The organism is Pseudomonas sp. C2.3V (assembly GCF_058536325.1).
Genome location: NZ_JBZUBN010000001.1, coordinates 4170744 through 4189703, shown reverse-complemented (window position 1 = coordinate 4189703; position 18960 = coordinate 4170744). Strand labels below are relative to the sequence as shown.

The 18960-nt window shown below is 51.9% G+C and carries 16 protein-coding genes; 2 read left to right on the top strand and 14 right to left on the bottom strand.

Annotated features, from left to right (window positions below; genetic code table 11):
* Window positions 1-72 precede the first annotated feature (72 nt).
* Window positions 73-1137 (top strand): energy transducer TonB, encoded by a 1065-nt coding sequence (locus AC4LF3_RS19715; protein WP_491836220.1) that lies wholly within the window; start codon window positions 73-75, stop codon window positions 1135-1137.
* Window positions 1138-1198: 61 nt separating this feature from the next.
* Here AC4LF3_RS19715 and AC4LF3_RS19710 read toward each other — a convergent pair whose 3' ends face one another.
* The 14 genes from AC4LF3_RS19710 to AC4LF3_RS19645 form a co-directional block, all read right to left on the bottom strand.
* The gene (locus AC4LF3_RS19710; RefSeq protein WP_010796320.1) at window positions 1199-1696 is read right to left on the bottom strand and encodes an acyl-CoA thioesterase; all 498 of its coding nucleotides are present in this window, start codon (window positions 1694-1696) and stop codon (window positions 1199-1201) included.
* A gap of 101 nt (window positions 1697-1797) precedes the next feature.
* Entirely contained in the window at window positions 1798-2559 is a 762-nt protein-coding gene (locus tag AC4LF3_RS19705; protein WP_010796319.1) for an SDR family NAD(P)-dependent oxidoreductase, read from the bottom strand.
* A gap of 156 nt (window positions 2560-2715) precedes the next feature.
* A complete protein-coding gene (locus tag AC4LF3_RS19700) occupies window positions 2716-3117 on the bottom strand; it encodes an SMI1/KNR4 family protein (protein WP_010796318.1) in 402 nt (133 codons plus the stop codon).
* A gap of 159 nt (window positions 3118-3276) precedes the next feature.
* On the bottom strand, window positions 3277-4140 hold the full coding sequence (locus AC4LF3_RS19695) for a Tim44 domain-containing protein (RefSeq protein ID WP_491836219.1): 864 nt from the start codon (window positions 4138-4140) through the stop codon (window positions 3277-3279).
* Between the two features lie 508 nt (window positions 4141-4648).
* Window positions 4649-5077, bottom strand: coding sequence for an EamA family transporter (locus AC4LF3_RS19690; RefSeq protein ID WP_122041228.1), 429 nt, complete (start codon window positions 5075-5077; stop codon window positions 4649-4651).
* 53 nt (window positions 5078-5130) lie between these two features.
* On the bottom strand, window positions 5131-7299 hold the full coding sequence (gene uvrD / locus AC4LF3_RS19685) for a DNA helicase II (RefSeq protein WP_019366458.1): 2169 nt from the start codon (window positions 7297-7299) through the stop codon (window positions 5131-5133).
* A 74-nt stretch (window positions 7300-7373) separates the two neighbouring features.
* Window positions 7374-8753: a prephenate-dependent tRNA uridine(34) hydroxylase TrhP gene (gene trhP, locus AC4LF3_RS19680; RefSeq protein WP_491836218.1), complete on the bottom strand. Its 1380-nt coding sequence runs from the start codon at window positions 8751-8753 to the stop codon at window positions 7374-7376.
* A gap of 131 nt (window positions 8754-8884) precedes the next feature.
* Window positions 8885-9007, bottom strand: coding sequence for a hypothetical protein (locus AC4LF3_RS19675; protein WP_491836217.1), 123 nt, complete (start codon window positions 9005-9007; stop codon window positions 8885-8887).
* A 59-nt stretch (window positions 9008-9066) separates the two neighbouring features.
* The gene (locus AC4LF3_RS19670; RefSeq protein WP_491836216.1) at window positions 9067-9750 is read right to left on the bottom strand and encodes a hypothetical protein; all 684 of its coding nucleotides are present in this window, start codon (window positions 9748-9750) and stop codon (window positions 9067-9069) included.
* Window positions 9751-9807: 57 nt separating this feature from the next.
* A complete protein-coding gene (locus AC4LF3_RS19665; protein ID WP_491836215.1) occupies window positions 9808-10488 on the bottom strand; it encodes a hypothetical protein in 681 nt (226 codons plus the stop codon).
* A 14-nt stretch (window positions 10489-10502) separates the two neighbouring features.
* Window positions 10503-13895: a toxin VasX gene (locus tag AC4LF3_RS19660; RefSeq protein WP_491836214.1), complete on the bottom strand. Its 3393-nt coding sequence runs from the start codon at window positions 13893-13895 to the stop codon at window positions 10503-10505.
* Between the two features lie 21 nt (window positions 13896-13916).
* A complete protein-coding gene (locus AC4LF3_RS19655; protein WP_491836213.1) occupies window positions 13917-14771 on the bottom strand; it encodes a DUF4123 domain-containing protein in 855 nt (284 codons plus the stop codon).
* Complete coding sequence (locus tag AC4LF3_RS19650; RefSeq protein ID WP_491836212.1) at window positions 14768-16831, bottom strand: type VI secretion system Vgr family protein; 2064 nt, start codon at window positions 16829-16831, stop codon at window positions 14768-14770. Before AC4LF3_RS19650 ends, AC4LF3_RS19655 begins: the two co-directional genes overlap by 4 nt.
* A 233-nt stretch (window positions 16832-17064) precedes the next feature.
* Window positions 17065-17583 carry an Hcp family type VI secretion system effector gene (locus tag AC4LF3_RS19645; RefSeq protein WP_010796308.1) on the bottom strand — a complete coding sequence of 173 codons (519 nt, stop codon included), beginning with the start codon at window positions 17581-17583 and terminating at the stop codon, window positions 17065-17067.
* A 411-nt stretch (window positions 17584-17994) separates the two neighbouring features.
* Between AC4LF3_RS19645 and hexR the strand changes: the two genes are divergently transcribed.
* On the top strand, window positions 17995-18873 hold the full coding sequence (gene hexR, locus AC4LF3_RS19640; RefSeq protein ID WP_026004183.1) for a transcriptional regulator HexR: 879 nt from the start codon (window positions 17995-17997) through the stop codon (window positions 18871-18873).
* The last annotated feature ends 87 nt before the right edge of the window (window positions 18874-18960 follow it).

Sequence of the window (18960 nt, the reverse complement as noted above, 5' to 3'; positions counted from 1 at the left end):
GCTAAAAGTTGATAAATTCGTTATCTTAATGATAATGATTATTAAATCTGACCGCCTTTGTGGATCATTCCTATGTCGTTGACGTTGCCGGCGAGATCAAAATCGTCTGAGCAAGACCCTTCGCTGCAGCCTGAGCACCCTGCTGAATCGGCTGAAGGAGTACGTCTGTATGTCGTGCGCAGTGAGGTTGAGCCTGTTGATGGTGTAAATGCCAGCCGTACGGATCCAGGCGCAGAGATCATTTCGCTGCAAGGGTATTCACGAAGCGATGAGGTGCCTCCGCTGGAGGAGAACGTCGGCAACGCCGAGCCGACAACCGAAACAACGCCTCCTCGTCGTTGGTGGCTGGCCTCGGGGACTTCCTTTGTTATGCACGCGGCGCTGGCGGCTGCATTGTTTTTTGTCGTACAGACTCCGCCCGAACTCAAAATCAGCAAGGGTGATAGCCCAAGCGAGCTGAAGGTCAGCTTTATCCAGCTGCCCAAAAAGGAGCCTGCCCCGGAGCCTCCGGCAGCAGCGCCTACACCTCCGGCCCCACCAGAGCCCGAACCGCCTAAGCCGGAGCCTCCTAAGCCGGTTGAACCGCCCAAGCCCGTCGAACCACCCAAACCGGTAGTCGAAAAGCCCAAGCCAAAGCCGAAACTCAAGCCGGTTGAGCACACCCAGCAAAAACCGCTACCGGTCAAAAAGAAGCCTGAGCCCAAAGCAGAGCCTGAGCCAGCCCCTGCGCCTGCTGCACCGGCAGCAAGTGCTCCTACGCCTGCGGCTGCACCAAGCGCACCTGTTCAGGCACCCGTGGCCACGCCTGGCGCCAAGACCGCCGCTTCTGCAGGTCCTGCAGGCCTCCCTACTGGGAGCATCGACGACAGCGATATCCGTCCTTTGAAGATGGATCAACCCAAATATCCTGATGTGCTGCGTCGTCGCGGATTAAGCGGGGAGGTCAAAGTGCTATTTACCGTAACCGCAGATGGCCGTATTACTGATGTGGAAGTGCTGGAGTCGTCCAACAAGATGTTCGAGCGCTCCGTGCTCGATGCGTTGAGCAGCTGGCGCTTTGCTCCTCGCGTATCAGGTGGACAAATCGTACCGCGCAAGGCTACCAAGGTATTTATCTTCAAGCTGCAACGCCGCTAACGGCCGACAGGCTTCAATAAAAACGCCGCGGATAATCGCGGCGTTTTTGTTTAGGCCCTGATCAGCCAGATGAAGGAAGTACGTCTTCCTTGATCGCCTGATACCGCTCTTGCAACTCTCGGCGAATTTGCCGGCGTTGCTGTGCCTGTATGCAGCGGCGTTTCTCGTCGAACGTCTTGGGTTCCAGTTGAGGAACGGGGCAGGGCTTGCCGTCGTCACCCAATGCAACCATCGTGAAGAAGCAGCTGTTGGTATGGCGTACCGAGCGCTGTTGAATGTTTTCCGTAATGACCTTTACACCGACCTCCATAGACGTCGTTCCGGTGTAGTTCACCGATGCCAAAAACGTAACCAATTCACCTACGTTGACCGGTTCGCGAAAGATCACCTGATCAACCGACAGTGTCACCACATAACGGCCTGCATAACGGCTGGCGCAGGCATAGGCCACTTCATCCAAGTGTTTAAGCAAGGCGCCACCATGCACCTTGCCAGAGAAGTTCGCCAAATCGGGCGTCATCAGAATGGTCATACTGAGCTGGTGATTACCGGCTTCCATATAGGCCTCGTCATATCCTCAAATCACCGGTAATTCCGGCGGCGTCAGTATGCAATGTTATGGCGATTTGCCATAGGATTCGTGCGTTAGCTATATCCGTCTTATGAGCGACCCGCTGACAAGCCCCTATCGATAGGCATGTCTGCCCCCGAGATAGCAGAGGCCTGCGGCTGGCATAGGAAGTACACCAGTTCAGCGACTTCTTCAGGCTGGATAAAGCGGGCCTGATCACCTTGCGGATACCGATTGAGCAAGTTGCGCCGGTAGCCGGTAGGATCGCCCTGGCCATAATGGGCCGCCTGAAAATCCAGCATGGGCGTATCGATATCGCCTGGGGAGACAGCATTGACCCGCACACCGTCCTTGGCCAGCTCAATGGCGAGGTTCTGGCTGAAGAAACGAATAGCAGCTTTAGCAGCGCCATAGGCGGCAGCACCCGAGACAGGTTGGCGACCCGCACCGCTCGAAATATTGATGATCGTTCCGCGGGTTTCCTTGAGAAACGGGATGGCAGCGGAGCACATGAAGAAGGTCGACTTGAGGTTGACCGACATGACGAGGTCATAATCCTCTTCGCTGAACGTCTCGACAGGGCCTTCGCGCCAGACACCTGCCGCATTGATCAGAGCATCGAGGCGGCCGGTACGCGCCATGACCTTGCTGATGAGGTTACGACAGCCTTCGGCCGTCCGTAGATCAGCTACGACGCTCGAATCCAGGGGAACATTGCCATTGAGATCATGCAGGCCATCCTTGTCCAGATCTGCCGCTGCAACGCGCCAGTGACTCTGTGAAAAACGCTGGGCCAGTGCTCGACCGAGCCCGCCAGCGGCACCAGTGATCAGAACGACAGGAGTGCTCATCCAGGGATTACCTTCTAGCGGAAAAGATAGCTATATCCAGACCTTGCGCAGCCGCTTACGTTCAGCGTCTGGCCTGCCATTCTCGTGCAATCCGCTATAAGCGTCTCGTAAAGCCTGCCAATAGCGGCAGGCTAACGCTATAGAGCTGATCAATGATCAGCTTTCCAGCCAGACATCCCGTGCCCAGATCCAGACGGAATCCCAGGTGTCATCGTCCAGCTCACCATCCGTCCAGAGCAGAACCTCGCCTTCCTGACTGACGGCGTAGTAGCCGTCACCGTCCTCACAAATGGGTATCAGATCGCGAGGTAGACCTTCCGACCAGGCTGTAGCGGCCACTTCAGGAAGGTAGGTATGGGACTGCGGATCGGTCACCGTTACGGGCTCGAGCTTGCCGTATACCACATCGCTGACGGTGAGAAGAAACTCGCGAAACTCGGGCGGAAGGCTGATCAACAGTTCTTCTTCGATTTCGACCAACAGGTCCTCATCGGGCAGCTCGAGCGGTACCGGAACAGGCTCGTTCTCTTCGCGCAGCCTTTCAATCACGTCTTCCATCAATACATCCTCTAATGCAGGGGTGCGTGTTATACCCTAGTCAAGAATATAAAAGATGGAAAAGGTGCCATCGAGAATGCGCTACCTGTACGAGCAGCGCGACAAACGGTAGAAATGAAAAAGCCCGGCATGACCGGGCTTTTCTGAAACACAGAGCGATCAAGAGTTCTGACGGATACCGGCCAGCAGCCAGGGCTGGTTGCTACCTGCCAGGCGCTCCATACGCCAGCTTTCGCTGAAATTCTGACCCTGGTCGAAGCGAGACTCTTTCGACAAGCCAGAGAACGTGATGGTAGCGATGGTCTTACCTTCCAGCTCTTCCACGCCATCCAGCTCGGCCTGCAAGTTCTCGATGTAGGTGGACTGGAAGCCTTCACCCAAGCTGGCACGCTCATCTTTCAGCCACTGGAGCATCTGAGGCGTCACGAACTCGGCGATCTTGTCCATCTCGTTGGCATCCCAGTGCTGCTGCAGAGACATGAAGTGCTCACGGCCAGCTGCAACGAAACGCTCTGCATCAAACCAGGCAGGCGCATTCATGACTGGCGCGGCACCACCCTGACCGAATCCGCCAGGCTGCTGTACAGGCGCTTCACGATACATCGGCGCGTGGCCTGCCGGAGCGGGCTGATGCTGCTGATGTTGCTGATGTTGCTGATGTTGCTGCTGACGGCGGCGCGTGAATAGCTTGAACAGAACAAACGCTATCAGGGCCATGATCAGGAAGTCGAAGAACTGGAAGCCTTCGAAACCGTCGCCCATGAACATGGAAGCCAATAAGCCACCAGCAGCAAGACCGGCTAACGGACCCAGCCAGCGAGAAGCACCGCTAGCGGCTGGCGCCTGACGACCCGGTGCGGCTGCCGCTGCGCCCGGTTGCTGTTGAGGCGGTGCCGCCTGGCGTGTCTGGTGAATGGGAGCTGCACCAGCCGACTTGCCTCCACCCATGCGCTTGGCATTGGCATCAAGGCTCAGGGTCAGGCCCAGGCAGATGATCATGAAAAAACTCATTATGCGTTGCATCGTAAGATCTCTTATCGTGAACTACGTTGATGTCCATCTTGCGCCGGACATTGCGTAAGGGCTAGCGCTAATTGTTTCGGCTTTTTGCATGGTTTACTCAAGCCTTATCGTTTGCTGTTGGACTATTGCTTTATGCGCAATATTTCAAACCACTGGTCAGCTCCAAAAAAGCGTTAGCGCGTACTCAATTAGGGTGTTTTCTAAACATCGGCTGTGGCTAAAAGCACAGATCTGAAATTGATGGCTGAGCGCTATCATTTCATTACTATCTTGAGACGGTATGCTGTCCAAACCATTTGCATCTTGGGCTACGGGAGTGGAGTGTTGTGATGCAAGGGATGGTAGCTATCGCTTTACAAGGATACCGGCCTGTAAATGCCTGACAGAAGCAGTCGTGGCGGGGCTCGGTGAGTAGGGCGCCTGAGCACCTCTATGCAGGGAATAGGCTTGTCTTGCATGCTTCGGCAATCTCCCACCGTTTGACAAGCCTTTCCTTGCGCCTTCAACCCTAGGGTTTCAGCGCCAACAGCACCACGCCAAAACCGATTGCGCCAATGCCGCACCATTGGCGCAGCGTCAGCTTTTCGCCTAGCAGCAGTACACCGAATAGGGCCACGAGCACTACGCTCAGCTTGTCTACTGGCGCTACCAGCGAAGCGTTACCCATCTTCAAGGCTCGGAAATAACAGATCCAGGAGGCACCGGTAGCCAATCCAGATAACACAAGAAAGAGATAGCTCTTTGGCGAAATCGAGCTTAAGGGCTGATACTGGCGGGTCGCATAAACGATCAGCACAAGCGACAGGAGCACTACTCCAGTCCGCAACAAGGTAGCAAAGTCCGAATTGACCTGGGCAACGCCAATTTTGCCAAAAATGGCTGTGAGCGCCGCAAAAACGGCTGACAGCAATGCCCAGAAGAGCCAGGAAGACGCCACGCAATGTCCTTCTTCAAACAGACAGGGCGGCGAAGGCCGCCCTGGATCGTATGTTAAACCGGTTCCAGCTTGGCGTAACTCACCATTAACCACTTGCTGCCTTCGGCGTCGAAATTCACCTGAACACGTGCATGTGGACCGGAGCCCTCGTAATTCAGAATGACCCCTTCGCCAAACAAGGCGTGATTGACTCGTTGGCCCAACGCAAACGTTGTATCCGGAATGGCGGCACCCGCAAACGGATTAGGTCGACCTACGCCAAATGGCTGTTTGACCGAATTGGACAGGCGGACTTCCTGAATCAGGTTTGGTGGCACCTCGCGGATAAAGCGCGAGAGCTTGTTATAGGTCTCGGTTCCATGAAGCCGGCGCGTTTCCGCATAGGTCATCACCAGACGTTTCATGGCCCGGGTAATTCCCACATAGGCCAAGCGGCGTTCCTCCTCCAAGCGGCCGGACTCTTCCAGGCTCATCTTGTGAGGGAACAGGCCTTCTTCCATACCAGCCAAGAAGACCAACGGAAACTCCAGACCCTTCGCACTGTGCAGCGTCATGAGCTGTACACAGTCTTCATGGCTGTCTGCCTGATTATCCCCAGATTCCAAGGCCGCATGGTCAAGGAAGTTAGCCAGAGGAGAACGATCATCGTCACCACTGAAATCAAAGGACTTCGCGGCGCTGATCAACTCCTCAAGGTTTTCGACCCGTGCCTGACCTTTCTCGCCCTTTTCAGCCTTGTGATAGGCCACAAGCCCTGTCTGCTCGATCACGATCTGAGTCAGCGTATGCAGCGGGACATCTTCAGACCTGAGCCCCAGTTCATCGATCAACTCGACAAAGGCATTCAGACTGGACGCCGCCCGACCGGATACCGACTTGGTACCGACCGCATCATGCAGCGCCTGCCACATGGAGTAGCCGTTTGTGCGTGCAGTGTTACGCAGGATCTCGACCGTCTTTTCACCAATGCCGCGGGGCGGGACGTTGATGACACGCTCCAGCGCCGCATCGTCATGGCGATGACAAATCAGGCGCAAATACGCCATCGCATTCTTAATTTCGGCGCGTTCAAAGAAGCGTTGGCCGCCATAGATGCGATAGGGAATTTTTTCCCTCAGCAACGCTTCTTCCAATACCCGTGACTGGGCGTTGGAGCGGTACAGAATGGCCATTTCGCTTAGCGAGAGACCCTTCTTCGATTCGCTTTCGATAGTTTCGACGATGTAGCGGGCCTCATCGTGCTCGTTGAAGCCCGCGTACAAAGTAATGGCTTCGCCTTCACCTGTATCCGTCCACAGCTCTTTGCCGAGCCGATCGCTGTTATTGGCGATCAGGCCATTGGCTGCCTGCAAAATCGTGCTGGTGGAACGGTAATTCTGCTCCAGACGAATAATGGCGGCAGAGAAGTCCTGGTTGAACTGCTGGATATTCTCGATACGCGCGCCACGCCAACCGTAGATGGACTGGTCGTCATCACCCACTACCATCAGGCTCTCTCCGCCCTGGGCGAGCAGCTTGAGCCATGCGTACTGCACGGCATTGGTATCCTGGAATTCATCTACCAGCACATGGCGGAAACGGCGCTGGTAATGGGCAAGCAAGTCCGGATTATCGCGCCACAGCTCCAAGGCACGGAGCAGCAACTCGGAAAAGTCGATGACGCCGGCACGAGCACACGCCGCTTCATACGCCTCGTAGATGCTGCGCATGGTGGCCAGGAACAGATCGCCACTGGCCTGGATATGCTGCGGACGTAAGCCTTCGTCTTTCTGGCCGTTGATGAACCACTGCGCCTGCCGTGCCGGCCAGCGCTGCTCATCCAGCCCCAGATCCCGAATGACCCGCTTGACTAGCCGCTGCTGATCGTCGCTGTCCAGAATCTGAAAGTTCTGGGACAACTTGGCTTCCTGCCAATGAGCTCTGAGCAGACGATGGGCAAGCCCGTGGAACGTGCCGACCCACATGCCTTGCGGATTCATGTTCAAGAGCTGCTCGATCCGATGGCGCATTTCGGCAGCGGCTTTGTTAGTAAAGGTCACCGCCAGGAGCGAGTGGGGCGACGCATGCTCGACCTGGATCAACCAGGCGATGCGGTGCACCAGCACCCGGGTTTTGCCGGAACCGGCACCCGCAAGCACTAACTGTCGGCCAAGGGGCGCCGCCACCGCTTCACGCTGGGCGGCATTCAGGGAATTCAGGAGGAGAGAGAGGTCATCATGCATGAGCACATTGTAACGACTCGCGCGCTGGACTGCATGGGCGGCTGGTCAGCTTCATGCACGAACCAGCCGCTTTTTTACCGAAATTGCGGGTTTCGAGTGGTCGTACCTGCTTCCAAGTTGCGCATCAACAATCCATAGGCGAGATCGATACCTTCCGGAACCGCCAAGTAGACGGTATGGCTACTGCCCGGAGCGGTTTCCAGGTGGATACCGCGCACGTTTTCCATCGCCTCGACTGAAAGGTTCAGATTGCCGTTAGGCGTCATGACCTCGATAGAATCGCCCAAGTCGAAGCGATTCTTTACGATTACTTCAGCCAGTCCGTTGCGACGTTCACCGGTCAACTCACCCACGAACTGCTGGCGCTCGGATACCGAATAGCCCTGGTTATAGTTCTGATACTCGTCGTGCACATGGCGGCGCAGAAAACCCTCGGTGTAACCGCGGTGAGCCAATGACTCCAAGGTATCCATCAAGGATTTATCGAAAGGGCGGCCCGCCACTGCGTCGTCGATAGCCTTGCGATAGACCTGCGCCGTACGTGCCACGTAGTAATGGGACTTGGTCCGGCCTTCGATTTTCAATGAGTGCACACCCATCCTCGCCAACCGCTCGACATGGTGAACGGCTCGCAAGTCCTTGGAATTCATGATGTAAGTGCCATGCTCATCCTCATAGGCCTCCATCAGCTCACCCGGTCGACCCGCTTCTTCCAGCAGGAAAACCTCATCTGTAGGCGTACCAGAGCCTAGTGTTGGTTCCGGTACGTTGAGTACAATAGGGTCATGATGCTGGACGATAGCGCCTAATGCATCCTCTTTCCCTGGATGAGCCTTGTACTCCCAGCGACAGGCGTTGGTGCAGGTGCCCTGATTAGGGTCGCGCCGGTTGATATAGCCGGACAGCAGACAGCGTCCGGAATAAGCCATGCACAGCGCACCGTGAACGAACACTTCCAGCTCCATTCCCGGCACCTGTTGGCGGATTTCTTCAATCTCCTCCAGCGACAGTTCTCGGGACAGAATCACACGCGACAGGCCTTGGCTCTCCCAAAACTTCACGCTCGCCCAATTCACCGCATTGGCTTGTACTGACAGATGAATCGGCATCTGGGGAAATGCCTGACGCACCAGCATGATCAAGCCAGGATCTGACATGATCAACGCATCCGGGCCCATCGCAATGACGGGCTCGATATCTTTCAGAAACGTCTTCAGCTTGGCGTTATGCGGCGCAATGTTCACCACCACATAAAATCGTTTGCCTTGCGCATGTGCCTCATTAATACCCAGCGCGAGGTGCTCATGGTCGAATTCATTATTTCTGACCCGGAGGCTATACCGTGGCTGCCCTGCATAAACGGCATCTGCACCATAAGCAAAGGCGTAACGCATGGATTTGAGCGTACCGGCAGGGGAGAGGAGTTCGGGTTTGAAGAAAGGTGTGATGCTCATGGAATAGCGACTTCAAAACCATGAGCTTATGAGAGCAGGCTGTGGACTGTATTGACCCAAGTCTATAAACCTATTGATGCTGCTCGCAGTAAGGATTCGCTAAGGCTTGGCGAACCCTTACTTGAATGCAATTAAGCGACTAGATTGCCCAGCAGCATTGCAAATCCCAGTACCCCCAACGGGAATGCCCAATAGTGCATCGGAATCCAGAACAAGGTGTGGCGCTTACGCAGCTCAACGGTTTGCTGGGCCATGATTTAATTTTTAACGCTCTAGGTTTTAGGAGTTAACTTCAAACATCCCATGTTTGAAGTTATACCCAGTCACATTCTCTAACTTTAGCCTGAGGTAAGCGTTGTTTTATAATCTTTATAACATCCTCAGGTTTGTCTTTTGGTAGATACATTTCAAAGCAAAATAAAGGGTGATCCGTATAGCTTGCTATAGCCATATTTCTTTTACGATCAAGAATGATCAGATCGTGATTTTTCCAGAGCGTATCGTCTGTTTTAGGCGTGTTTTTCCAAGCGAGAAAAAAGCGAGCTCCGAAGAAAGCCATGCCCGCTGGGCCAGAGAGTATCAGAGCCAGACTGAAGTCATAGACTAGCATAGCGACTACTACAAGCAGAAAAAGATAGGACAGCCACTTAAAGAAAATACCTGCAGCTTTGGGAAAGTCTAAGTAGTAGCTTACTTCAGCGCCATCACTTGTAAGTTTGTAGTGATAAACAGTCTTTTGGCCGATTACAAATTTCAAGAAGAATAATATAAGAAGTAATATATACACAGCAAACCAACCATCAGCAGATGTCGGTTCTGAGAAAATGTATAAACTACCGAACGCTATCATAACTATAGCGGTAAATAATAATCTTATCTTTAGTGTCGCAGTTGGCGGAGCAGGTATTGCTTTAACTTTCCAATCTATTATGACTTTCTCGCTTAATAGAGGAGAACTTTTTTCATTAATTTGTTGCTCCATACTATCTTCTGCCATGCTTTCCTTAGCTATTTTGGATAAGATAAATTATCCTAATTTGTTAGCTTATTTTACCTAGATCCAGTCGCATTCTCTAACTTCAGCCTGGGGTAAGCGTTGTTTTATAATCTTTATAACATCTTCAGGTTTGTCTTTTGGCAGATACATTTCAAAGCCGACCTCAGGCTCATCGGTATAGCTTGCAATAGCCATATTTCTTTTCTGGTCAAGTATAAGAAGATCATACTTCGACCAGTATGTTTGTTTATGGGTTGGTGTGTTTTTCCAGCTAAGGAAGAAGCGAGCCCCAAAAAAAGCCATGCCTGCTGGGCCAGAGAGTATCAGAGCCAGACTGAAGTCATAGGCTAGCATAGCGAATACTACAAGCAGGAAAAGATAGGACAGCCATTTAAAGAAGATACCTGCGGCTTTGGGGAAGTCCAAGTAATAGCTTACCTCAGCTCCCTCGGTTGTGAGCCGGTAGTGATAAATATTTTTCTGTCCAAGCACAACTTTTAAGACAAATATTAAAAAACACAGCAAATACAATGCAAATATACTATCTGCAGAGGTGGGTTTGGAAAGCATATATATTCCGCCAAAGAATAGTAAGAATAAAATAGTGAATATGATTCTTACCTTTAATACAGCACTTGGTGGGGCAGGTATTGATTTGACTTTCCAAGTAAATATGTTTTTTATTTTATTAATATGATTGTAATTATTGACCTGATGCTCCGTATTTTCTAATTCCACTTTACGTTACTCCTTTAATAAGCTACAGGCAGCTCAACACCTTGGTTACGTCCACCTAAGGTTTGAACCTGAAGCATACTGGAATCAAGGCTACTTAAAAGGCTGTCTTTTTGATCGGATTGGCCTTCTTTTGCCAGCTCTAGCTGATAGCGATAACCCCTATCATCTGCTCCCGCTGGAAGCAAATCTGTAGGGTACCAAAGTTGAAGCTCAAGGTATTGAGCCTGCTCTGGCAAGGGAACCCATGTCTGCCAAACTATTTCTTGGTCGTCCGCTGGCATAGGTGGACAGATCGGGGCTAAGGGATCACGTTGTAGACGATTATTAGATGCCCGTCCAAATGTTGATTTTTCTTTGAATTGGCCGTTGTTAATGAAAGACTCCTGCAAGGAGTCTGTAAGCCTACTCATAGGCAAAATGTTTAATGGTCTATAACTGGCAGTCAAGTTAACGTTGACTAGTGAGTCTCTCGTTTCTTTCGGCAGCAATATCTGTATCCAAGCCCCGTTGAGTTGAGTGCGTTTCGTCATCGCGCCATCTGCGTAAGGGTCTGGGTAATATTCTTCATTATAGGTTGGTTTGATATATAAACTTGGGCTGATTTGTATTTCCAGAAAAGAGCGGACTTCTTCTGCTCTACCCGCTGGAGTATCGGCCAAGCGCTCGTTAGGATAACGCGACCAGCAGCATTTATGTAACCACTGACCAATAGCATCCATTTTGAAGTAGTTTAGTGCCGCGCTAGCAGCTAGGTAAATTAAACCTGCTACGATAGCAATTCCAGCTACCCAAGGTCCCATAGCAAAAGCTGTTAACCATGGCGCTATACCCATAGAGGCTACCGCCCCCGCACTTAATTGGATAAGCCCGACAACGGCCATGGCTGCAACAGCTGTTCCCTTAAATATTAAGGCTTTGCTTTCTTTATTATTTGAAGAGCTTTCAAGATCATCACGTATATCCCATAGCTCTAACCCTGTTGCTATCAATGCGAAGAAGCCTAAGCCAATAAGCCTTTTACTAAATCCTCTCAGTTGTTTACCCCAACCTTGGGTTTCTATTGAATGCTTTTCCCAAAATTTTGCTGATTTTTCTATAATTCTAAAGCTGTCGCCTTTAATATCTTTCTGCAGTCCCTTTATAAATCCCCATTTAACCTCTACAAAAACTGCTGATAAAGCATTCCCAGTATAAGCAATACTTGAACCAATTTTAGCCAAATCTTTTTTGCTTAGAGTGGTATCCTTACTTACGGTTTGATAGGTGACAACTGTATTTATAAGATTGGTAACAACCACCCCCCATGTAATGGTTGAGCCCCATTTTTCACTTAACGCTTTAGCGCTATCATTCCATTTTTTCAGTGAGTCAATTTTATTGGATGTAAATTTAGTTACTTCATCGCGCAGTATTTGAATGTATTTATTATTTCTATAGTCAATAGCTGTAGGGATTTTGTGTGCTAGTAGTTCAAGTTCTTTTTCAATTTTGTTAAGCTCTCTACCTAAAGAGCGGCGGTTATATCTTGATGTGCTAGGATAGTTCCAGTGATTAATAATCTTAAGTCGTTTTGAAACTAAAGATATCCATTTAGATTTCCAGGCACTGAAGTTTTTGCTAAAGCCTATATCAAATTGAATTCTATCGGGATGATTGGTAAGTAAATGGCTTATTAGCGTATTGCGCAATAAAGCTGCTAAGTTATTATTTTTACTTTTTAATAATTGGCTGTCTACAGGCAGTAATGCTATTAACGTTTTTTCATAAATACTTTTTCCTGCCCCCTTTGCAATTATACTTATGGTATTTAGCGTATCTCGAGCAGGTTTTGTTAATGCCTGCATCCAGGCTTTGCTTGCGAGATCATCATGGGTTAAGAAGCCGTTAAGCTCCCCTATGCGTCCTGCAATAGTATTGTTGTCTCCAATACCTTGAACCAGCTCATTGGCTTTATGGTCTAGTAACGTTTTTATTTCTTCTGAAAAGCCAAACCGTACAAGGCCAAAAAGTGTTTTTGCCTGTATATCTTCTTTAGCTAGCCATTCGTGAGCGTCAAAATCCTGCACAATAATTTCTAATAGCTCAGAAATATCAGCCTGAAGACTTTTTAATGTATTTTCGTTGCCTGTATCAATAAAGAGTTTTAAGGGCTCTGTACCGATATGTTCTGCCCATATTTTCAAATCATGACGGATAGCCTTGATTCGCTCCAGGAGAACTTCTTTTTCAGGCTGATGGCGTTGTATATAAGCCCGAGCTTGATTAAGGTCAGCCTCTTTTCGCCACTTCCATCTAGCCTCCCAGTCTCTTCTTGCGTTATCAGAGGGTAGGCTGCCGTATTGCTGTATTATCTTCTGCTTCGTCCCGTCAGATGGCGCTTTGATAGGTAATGAAATTAAGGACTCCGCACCACGAGCCATTGTCTCTTCTGAAGAAAGTTGAGCGTAATAATTTTCGAGATCGCTTAAATATTGGCGAGTTTTATTTTCATCATTACGAATAGAGACGGGTAACTGACTCTTTTCCAGATTTATACCGCACAAGCCTTCTACAATTTTACCGATGTTCAGCTTGTGCTCGTATTTTTCCTGCCAATCAAACCAAGCGGCCTGTGCTGTTTGTAATTGTGCTCCCAGATCTTGCAGAACGGCCAAAGGATCATCTAAAGCAACGCATAAAGCGCTGTCTTGATCGGGCACACTGCCTTTCCAAAATACATCGGCAGCCAGGGGGACGACATAATTTTCGTAATCCTCGCCCGGGGCAGTGGATGAATAAGCACAGTCAGCAAAGCGATCGTCATTTATGATAGCGCCTTGATCAACATCAGCTACCGCCTCAGCGATGCGCTGTAATGGGAACGTATGCTGCGCGCTCATTGTTTGGCCATAGCGTTTCAAGTCCAACGCTCGCATCCATGAGCGACGATACGTTATGTTGGAGAACATGAGTTCATGAACTCTGGGCGTCCATGGCTCTTTTGAAAAAGCTATAAAAAGATAATGCTCACGCGGGTAGAGCAGATAAGGGAGTCCCCCCACGCATGAGCTAGTTTGCTGCTGATCTGTACCACTATTAGCAAGTGGTTGGTATGTTCCTGTCCTGGCTGTGTACGTATAGCTATCTAATACTTTAGTAGTTTCGTTATAAATATAAATGTAACCATCCCTTAGCTGTCTTAACGTGTAAGAACGTGTGTGCAGTTTGGGTAGGTTGGCCCAATGGCCATCGTGCAGAAGTGGAGTAAGTGTCGTTGGGGATTTATCGTAATAGGAGCGATCCAATGCGTAGCGCACCGGCACTATTGCGATTTTGCGTTCTTTTAAAGGGCAGCTGCCTACCGCATTTGCTGGCTGGCTACTGAATTGGGCGTTCAGCCGCTGTTGTGAGGTACCGGCTTTGTTCATATGCAAATATCCTTTTGCGTATTACGCACGCTGACAATAAGCGCTCAGTGCATCTATGCGGTTTTCTGGAGCGAGACGACTTTGTTCCGGGTGATCATTTAGCCAACGTTGGTATGGGCTGCCTGGATTTACCAGAAAGTCTTCTCCCCAATCGGCTCTCATTTCTGCCCACATAGCAAACGAGCGTTCGCTCACGAGTCCCCAGGCATGAGCACTGTTCAAGACCCGCTCTAGCCAGCAGTTCCATGCATGGTCATCAAAGTATTCAAAGAAACGGTTTTCTCTATGGATAAGCCAGTCATAGAGTCGGCCTTTGAAACGCTGCCGGTAGGCTTTTTCGAGTGCCGCTACCTGATCGTCTTGCAAGTGATTAGGTTTTTTTACGGTCGCTATTTGCTCATTGGTGCTTTGATAGTGTCGCCACTGTACAGACTGTTCCTTGCTCCATAGCGGCGGTGTAATGGCTACTGTCCATGTTTCGACAGGACCAAGTAACGCGTTATAACTGTCTTGGGTATAGCTATCCAGCCAATAAGCCGTGATTAACGGATCGGCAAAACGGAATAGGCTATGGCTACCCGAGTTGTCCGTCACGGTAATAAATTGGCTTAAGTGCTTGGCTACTGCCGCTATGGTGGCTGAGCTAAATAAAAGACTGCTACAGGCCTGAAGGGCAGGATCCGCTTTAACTGCCTTTATCAGGCGCGAACCTGTCTGGGCTTTAACTAAAATTGGTCCCAGGTCATGTGTTTCTTGCCAGCGTGTACCGATATAAAGCGGTACGATATCCAGCTGTTCATCCTGCCCGTATAACCATTTCAAGGCGTCTTGCCGCAAGACGCCATCTACTAATAGATAGTTATATTGATAACTCATAAAGCAGTTTCCGCCTGTTGCTTGGCTTGCTCGCAAATCTCACAACGGGGCGTTGCTCTAAGCAGCGCTTGGCGTTGAGCAGGCACTAAAAGCGCACCCGCCTTATCGGTGTCGGCTGGCCTTACAGGCCCCGGCAGCAGAGGGGATGCACCGGTTCCGCTGCCTGCGTTGCCTCCAGAGTTGATGCGGACCGTTGGACCGACGATAGTGATGCCGCTGGCGTCCAGTTTGATGAAGCTGCCGCCGGCCTTGAACGTAAGCTCGCTGCCAGCCTCTAAAACAACCTTCAAACCGCTGGATAAGTGGATTTCCTGCCCCGCACTGACGAACTGACCCGTACCGATCTTAATATGCTGGTTTTGCCCTACGGTGAGGTGGTCGTTAGTCTTGATCTCAACCTTGCGGTCTGCATCCGTGGTGCGGTGCTCCTCAGCCTTGTATTCCGTGTAGCTGTTGGCCTCGACAATGTCGTGTCGCTCATGCCCTACGCGGATCTTCTGGTCGTGCTCGATGTTCTCGTCCCAGTCCCGCTGAGCATGAACATAGATCTGCTCCTGGCCTTTCTTATCCTCAATGCGCAGCTCGTTATAGCCACCGCCGCCCGGTGTGCTCAGGGTCTTGAAAACGCTGCGGGTCTTGTTGGCCGGCAGGTCATACGGCACCTGATGTTCCATGTGGAACAGGCAGCCCGTGACCAGGGGCTGGTCTGGGTCGCCCTCTAGAAACGTGACCAGTACTTCCATACCGATGCGAGGAATGGCGATACCGCCGTAGCGATCACCCGCCCAGCTGGACGAGACGCGCAGCCAACAGCTGGTCTGTTCGTTGGCCTGGCCTTCACGGTCCCAATGAAACTGCACCTTGACCCGGCCGTACTCATCGCAATGGATCTCTTCGCCCTTGGGACCGGTGACCACCGCGGTCTGGCTGCCCAGGATCTTGGGCTTGGGATGCTCAAGCGCAGGACGGAAGGGCACGTCCCAAGGCGTCGCTGTGAAACGGTTGCGGTAGCCCTGGGTAAAGCCGTCGTGCTTGTCCACATCGCTGGTAACCGACTCTTCCAGCACCTGGGGCTGTTTACCCTCATGCCAGATAGCGGTGAGTAGCCACAGCTGGTTCCAATCACGGCGGGGATGCTCGGACAGTTCCAGAAAGTGGCCGGTCACCAGCTGGGGTTGATCGCTTTCACCTTCGGCCAGCTGATAGTCGCTGCGGTGACGTTCAAGGGCGCGCTGGGCGAGGTGCTTGCCGCGGGTGCGATCGGTAAAGCGGCCTGGGTAGTCATAGTCTTCCAGGTCGGGCTTGGCCTCGCTCTTGTAGGCGGCCTCCATGCGCAGTCGCGGTTGCTCAAAGTCATAGTCGCGGCGCGAGACACGGGCGGTACGGGTTTCCAGGCGTACGCCAAAGCGTTTGACCACCGGCTCGTCTGCCACCAGACCGGAGCCCTGCACATAGGCAGTGGGTGGGGTCAGCCTGGGAAAGCCGGTCTGGTCATCACCAAACACCAGGACGTGGTTATCCTGGGTATGCTCGAAGTGATAGTGCAGGCCTTCCTCTTCGCAGAGCCGCTGAATGAAGTGCAGGTCGGTCTCATCGTACTGGACGCAATACTCGCGAGGCGGATAGACCGTTGGCCCCAGCTGGAAACGGTAGGCGTCCGCCAGGATGCCGTGGTCTTCCAGCACCTGGGCGATGATCTGCGGGACGGTGAGCTTCTGGAAGATGCGCTGGTTGGTACGGTGCGCAAGGTAAGTCAGACGCGGCACCAGCACGACGTGATAGCGGGTGAGGCGCTTGCCGGCATCGCCCTGGCCGATCTGGTAGAGCTGACCATGCACGCCGTTACCGCTGGGCGAGAAGGCCAGAAAGGCGCGCTGATGCAGCAGGGCTTCAAGGTCGAGGTCGGGCCGTTCGCTGACCAGTTCGAGGTCAAAGCGAAAGGGCTGACTGATCGACTCCTGTCCCGTAAAACTCAGGACTTGGAAGTCAGGCATGACCCCATCTGAGGTCGATCCGTGAATGGATAGCGAAAAGTGAGTCGTATTCGCTGGGTTGAACATTCCGTGTTCCTCCAGATGGTCGTCGCAAAAACAATTTCGGCCAGGAAACCTGGCCGAAAAGGCTAACCGTACTAGCATGGAATGAGCCAATGCCAGACATCATGGCGCTTGACTCATTGTGCCACCTCAATCGGTTAGCAGGCAGTGAATCGGGTCTGTTTCTGACCAATCGGCTTCTGGAGGGGATCAGAAGCCGACACCGATTCACACCTGTCTGACGGATCGCCGCGAAATTAAGCAGAGATCGGGGAGCGCCAGTCGTCGGAGCCGGAAGTGCCGGATACTTCGTGAGTCCAGACGATCTTGCGGTACGTGAAGTACACGTCTTCCAGGTGAGTGAAATGAGCCATGTTCGGGTCTTGGCAGTTCGGCATGCGGGACTGCACGTCAACGATGATGGCGTCTTCCAGCTCGATGGTGAAGTAGTGTTCCTGAGTACCAGTAGCAGAAGTGCGGTACCACTCCAGGCGGCACTTGCTCAGGCGCTCGCCGGAGGTCAGTGCGTTGAAGATCAGCGGAGAGGACTTGTCGAAGACCTTGGTGATCATCAGCGGCTTGTGTACACGCTGACCAGTCGGCTGACCGGACTGCGGATCGCGTGGGATGATGACCTGGTGATTGAAAGCCTGAACCAGAATCTGGTCTTCATGGCCTTCCTGGAAGATATTGCCGACGGAGTCTTCCGTGAAGGTGCCTGCAGTGATCAGACCTTGCTTGGTGCCTTCGAGGGACAGATACGCGGGTGTTGGCATGATGCTCTCCTTGCCTGAATAGTGGGCCCTTGGCCCGGGAGCCATACCTATTACAAACCCTGTGCCAATAAAATAAATTCTTTATTAATCAATCAGTTATGATTTAATGAAGTGTGTTCCGCATGAGCTTTGCGACAGCTGTCACATAAAGGTGCGCAGCTTTTTGCGCATTAAGGCAGAAATCTTGCGCACTACGCTAGAAGCGAGTGAACTCGCCTTGTCTGTGCTTTTTTCGAGGATGTGGACGGGTGAGGGTGTGCCAAAAGTTGCGCTGTAGACGGGTTGTCTTATGGCTTCAGTGCAAAGATGTCCATTACGCGAAATACTAAGTGAATGAATGACCTGGCGTCGATGTAGTATAAAGACGTACCACTACATGCCTTTTCCACCTCTGCTAGTCGAGTGCCGCTTGTGAACCTGATGCAACATATCGCCCAGTCGCGCCATTTATTGCGCAAGTCTGAGCTCAAGGTGGCTGAGCACGTCATGCTGGATCCTGCGGCTGTCATGCACAGTTCGATGGCGGATCTTGCTCATGAGGTAGGGGTTAGTGAGCCAACTATCGTGCGGTTCTGCCGTGCTATTGGGTGCGATGGTTTTCAGGACTTGAAGCTGCGTCTGGCCCAGAGCCTGGCTTCAGGGGCGAGTTTTGGACAGTTCGCCATCCATGAGAACGACTCGGTTGTCGATTTCAGCCTGAAGATTTTCGATACCACGCTGCACACGCTGATGGATATCCGCGAGCGCTTGGACATGCAGGCGCTAGAGCAGGCTATCGAAGAGATTTCCAAGGCCAAGCGGGTAATGTTCTATGGCTTTGGCGCTTCTGGCGCCGTGGCGACGGATGCCCAGCACAAGTTCTTCCGTCTTCTGCTCAGTGCGTTTGCCTATTCTGATCCCCACATGCAGGCGATGTCGGCGGCAACCCTGACGCCGGATGACGCGGCGATCTGTATTTCCCAGTCGGGACGCTCGAAAGACCTGTTGATCACGGCCAACCTGGTCCGGGACAGTGGGGCCAAACTGATCACGATCTGTCCAAGCCAGACGCCTTTGGCAGAGTTAGCCAATGTCAGCCTGACGATCGATGTGCCGGAAGATACCGAGATCTATACGCCGCTGACATCACGTATTGCACACCTGGTCATTATCGATGTGCTGGCGATGGGGGTGGCGATGTCCCGGGGCCCGACGCTGGTCAACCACCTCAAAGGTGTCAAGCGCAGTCTGCGAAGCCTGCGGTTATCACCCAAGAGCATCAAACATCAGGACGAGCGCGACTCGCATTGATGATCAGGTGCAGCTCTTCGGCTGTCCCTTAAGCTTCACCAAGGCTTCGCCAAACCGTCATCTTTCCTGAGCAGGCTAAAGGCTCCA

Excerpts from the sequence above, each read along its gene's own strand:
- AC4LF3_RS19675 (WP_491836217.1), bottom strand. The coding sequence starts at position 9,007 with ATGGCCCAGCAAACCGTTGAGCTGCGTAAGCGCCACACCTTGTTCTGG.
- AC4LF3_RS19710 (WP_010796320.1), bottom strand. The coding sequence starts at position 1,696 with ATGGAAGCCGGTAATCACCAGCTCAGTATGACCATTCTGATGACGCCC.
- AC4LF3_RS19655 (WP_491836213.1), bottom strand. The coding sequence starts at position 14,771 with ATGAGTTATCAATATAACTATCTATTAGTAGATGGCGTCTTGCGGCAA.
- AC4LF3_RS19715 (WP_491836220.1), top strand. The coding sequence starts at position 73 with ATGTCGTTGACGTTGCCGGCGAGATCAAAATCGTCTGAGCAAGACCCT.
- AC4LF3_RS19670 (WP_491836216.1), bottom strand. The coding sequence starts at position 9,750 with ATGGCAGAAGATAGTATGGAGCAACAAATTAATGAAAAAAGTTCTCCT.
- uvrD (WP_019366458.1), bottom strand. The coding sequence starts at position 7,299 with ATGCATGATGACCTCTCTCTCCTCCTGAATTCCCTGAATGCCGCCCAG.
- AC4LF3_RS19705 (WP_010796319.1), bottom strand. The coding sequence starts at position 2,559 with ATGAGCACTCCTGTCGTTCTGATCACTGGTGCCGCTGGCGGGCTCGGT.
- AC4LF3_RS19695 (WP_491836219.1), bottom strand. The coding sequence starts at position 4,140 with ATGCAACGCATAATGAGTTTTTTCATGATCATCTGCCTGGGCCTGACC.
- trhP (WP_491836218.1), bottom strand. The coding sequence starts at position 8,753 with ATGAGCATCACACCTTTCTTCAAACCCGAACTCCTCTCCCCTGCCGGT.
- AC4LF3_RS19700 (WP_010796318.1), bottom strand. The coding sequence starts at position 3,117 with ATGGAAGACGTGATTGAAAGGCTGCGCGAAGAGAACGAGCCTGTTCCG.
- AC4LF3_RS19660 (WP_491836214.1), bottom strand. The coding sequence starts at position 13,895 with ATGAACAAAGCCGGTACCTCACAACAGCGGCTGAACGCCCAATTCAGT.
- AC4LF3_RS19650 (WP_491836212.1), bottom strand. The coding sequence starts at position 16,831 with ATGTTCAACCCAGCGAATACGACTCACTTTTCGCTATCCATTCACGGA.
- AC4LF3_RS19645 (WP_010796308.1), bottom strand. The coding sequence starts at position 17,583 with ATGCCAACACCCGCGTATCTGTCCCTCGAAGGCACCAAGCAAGGTCTG.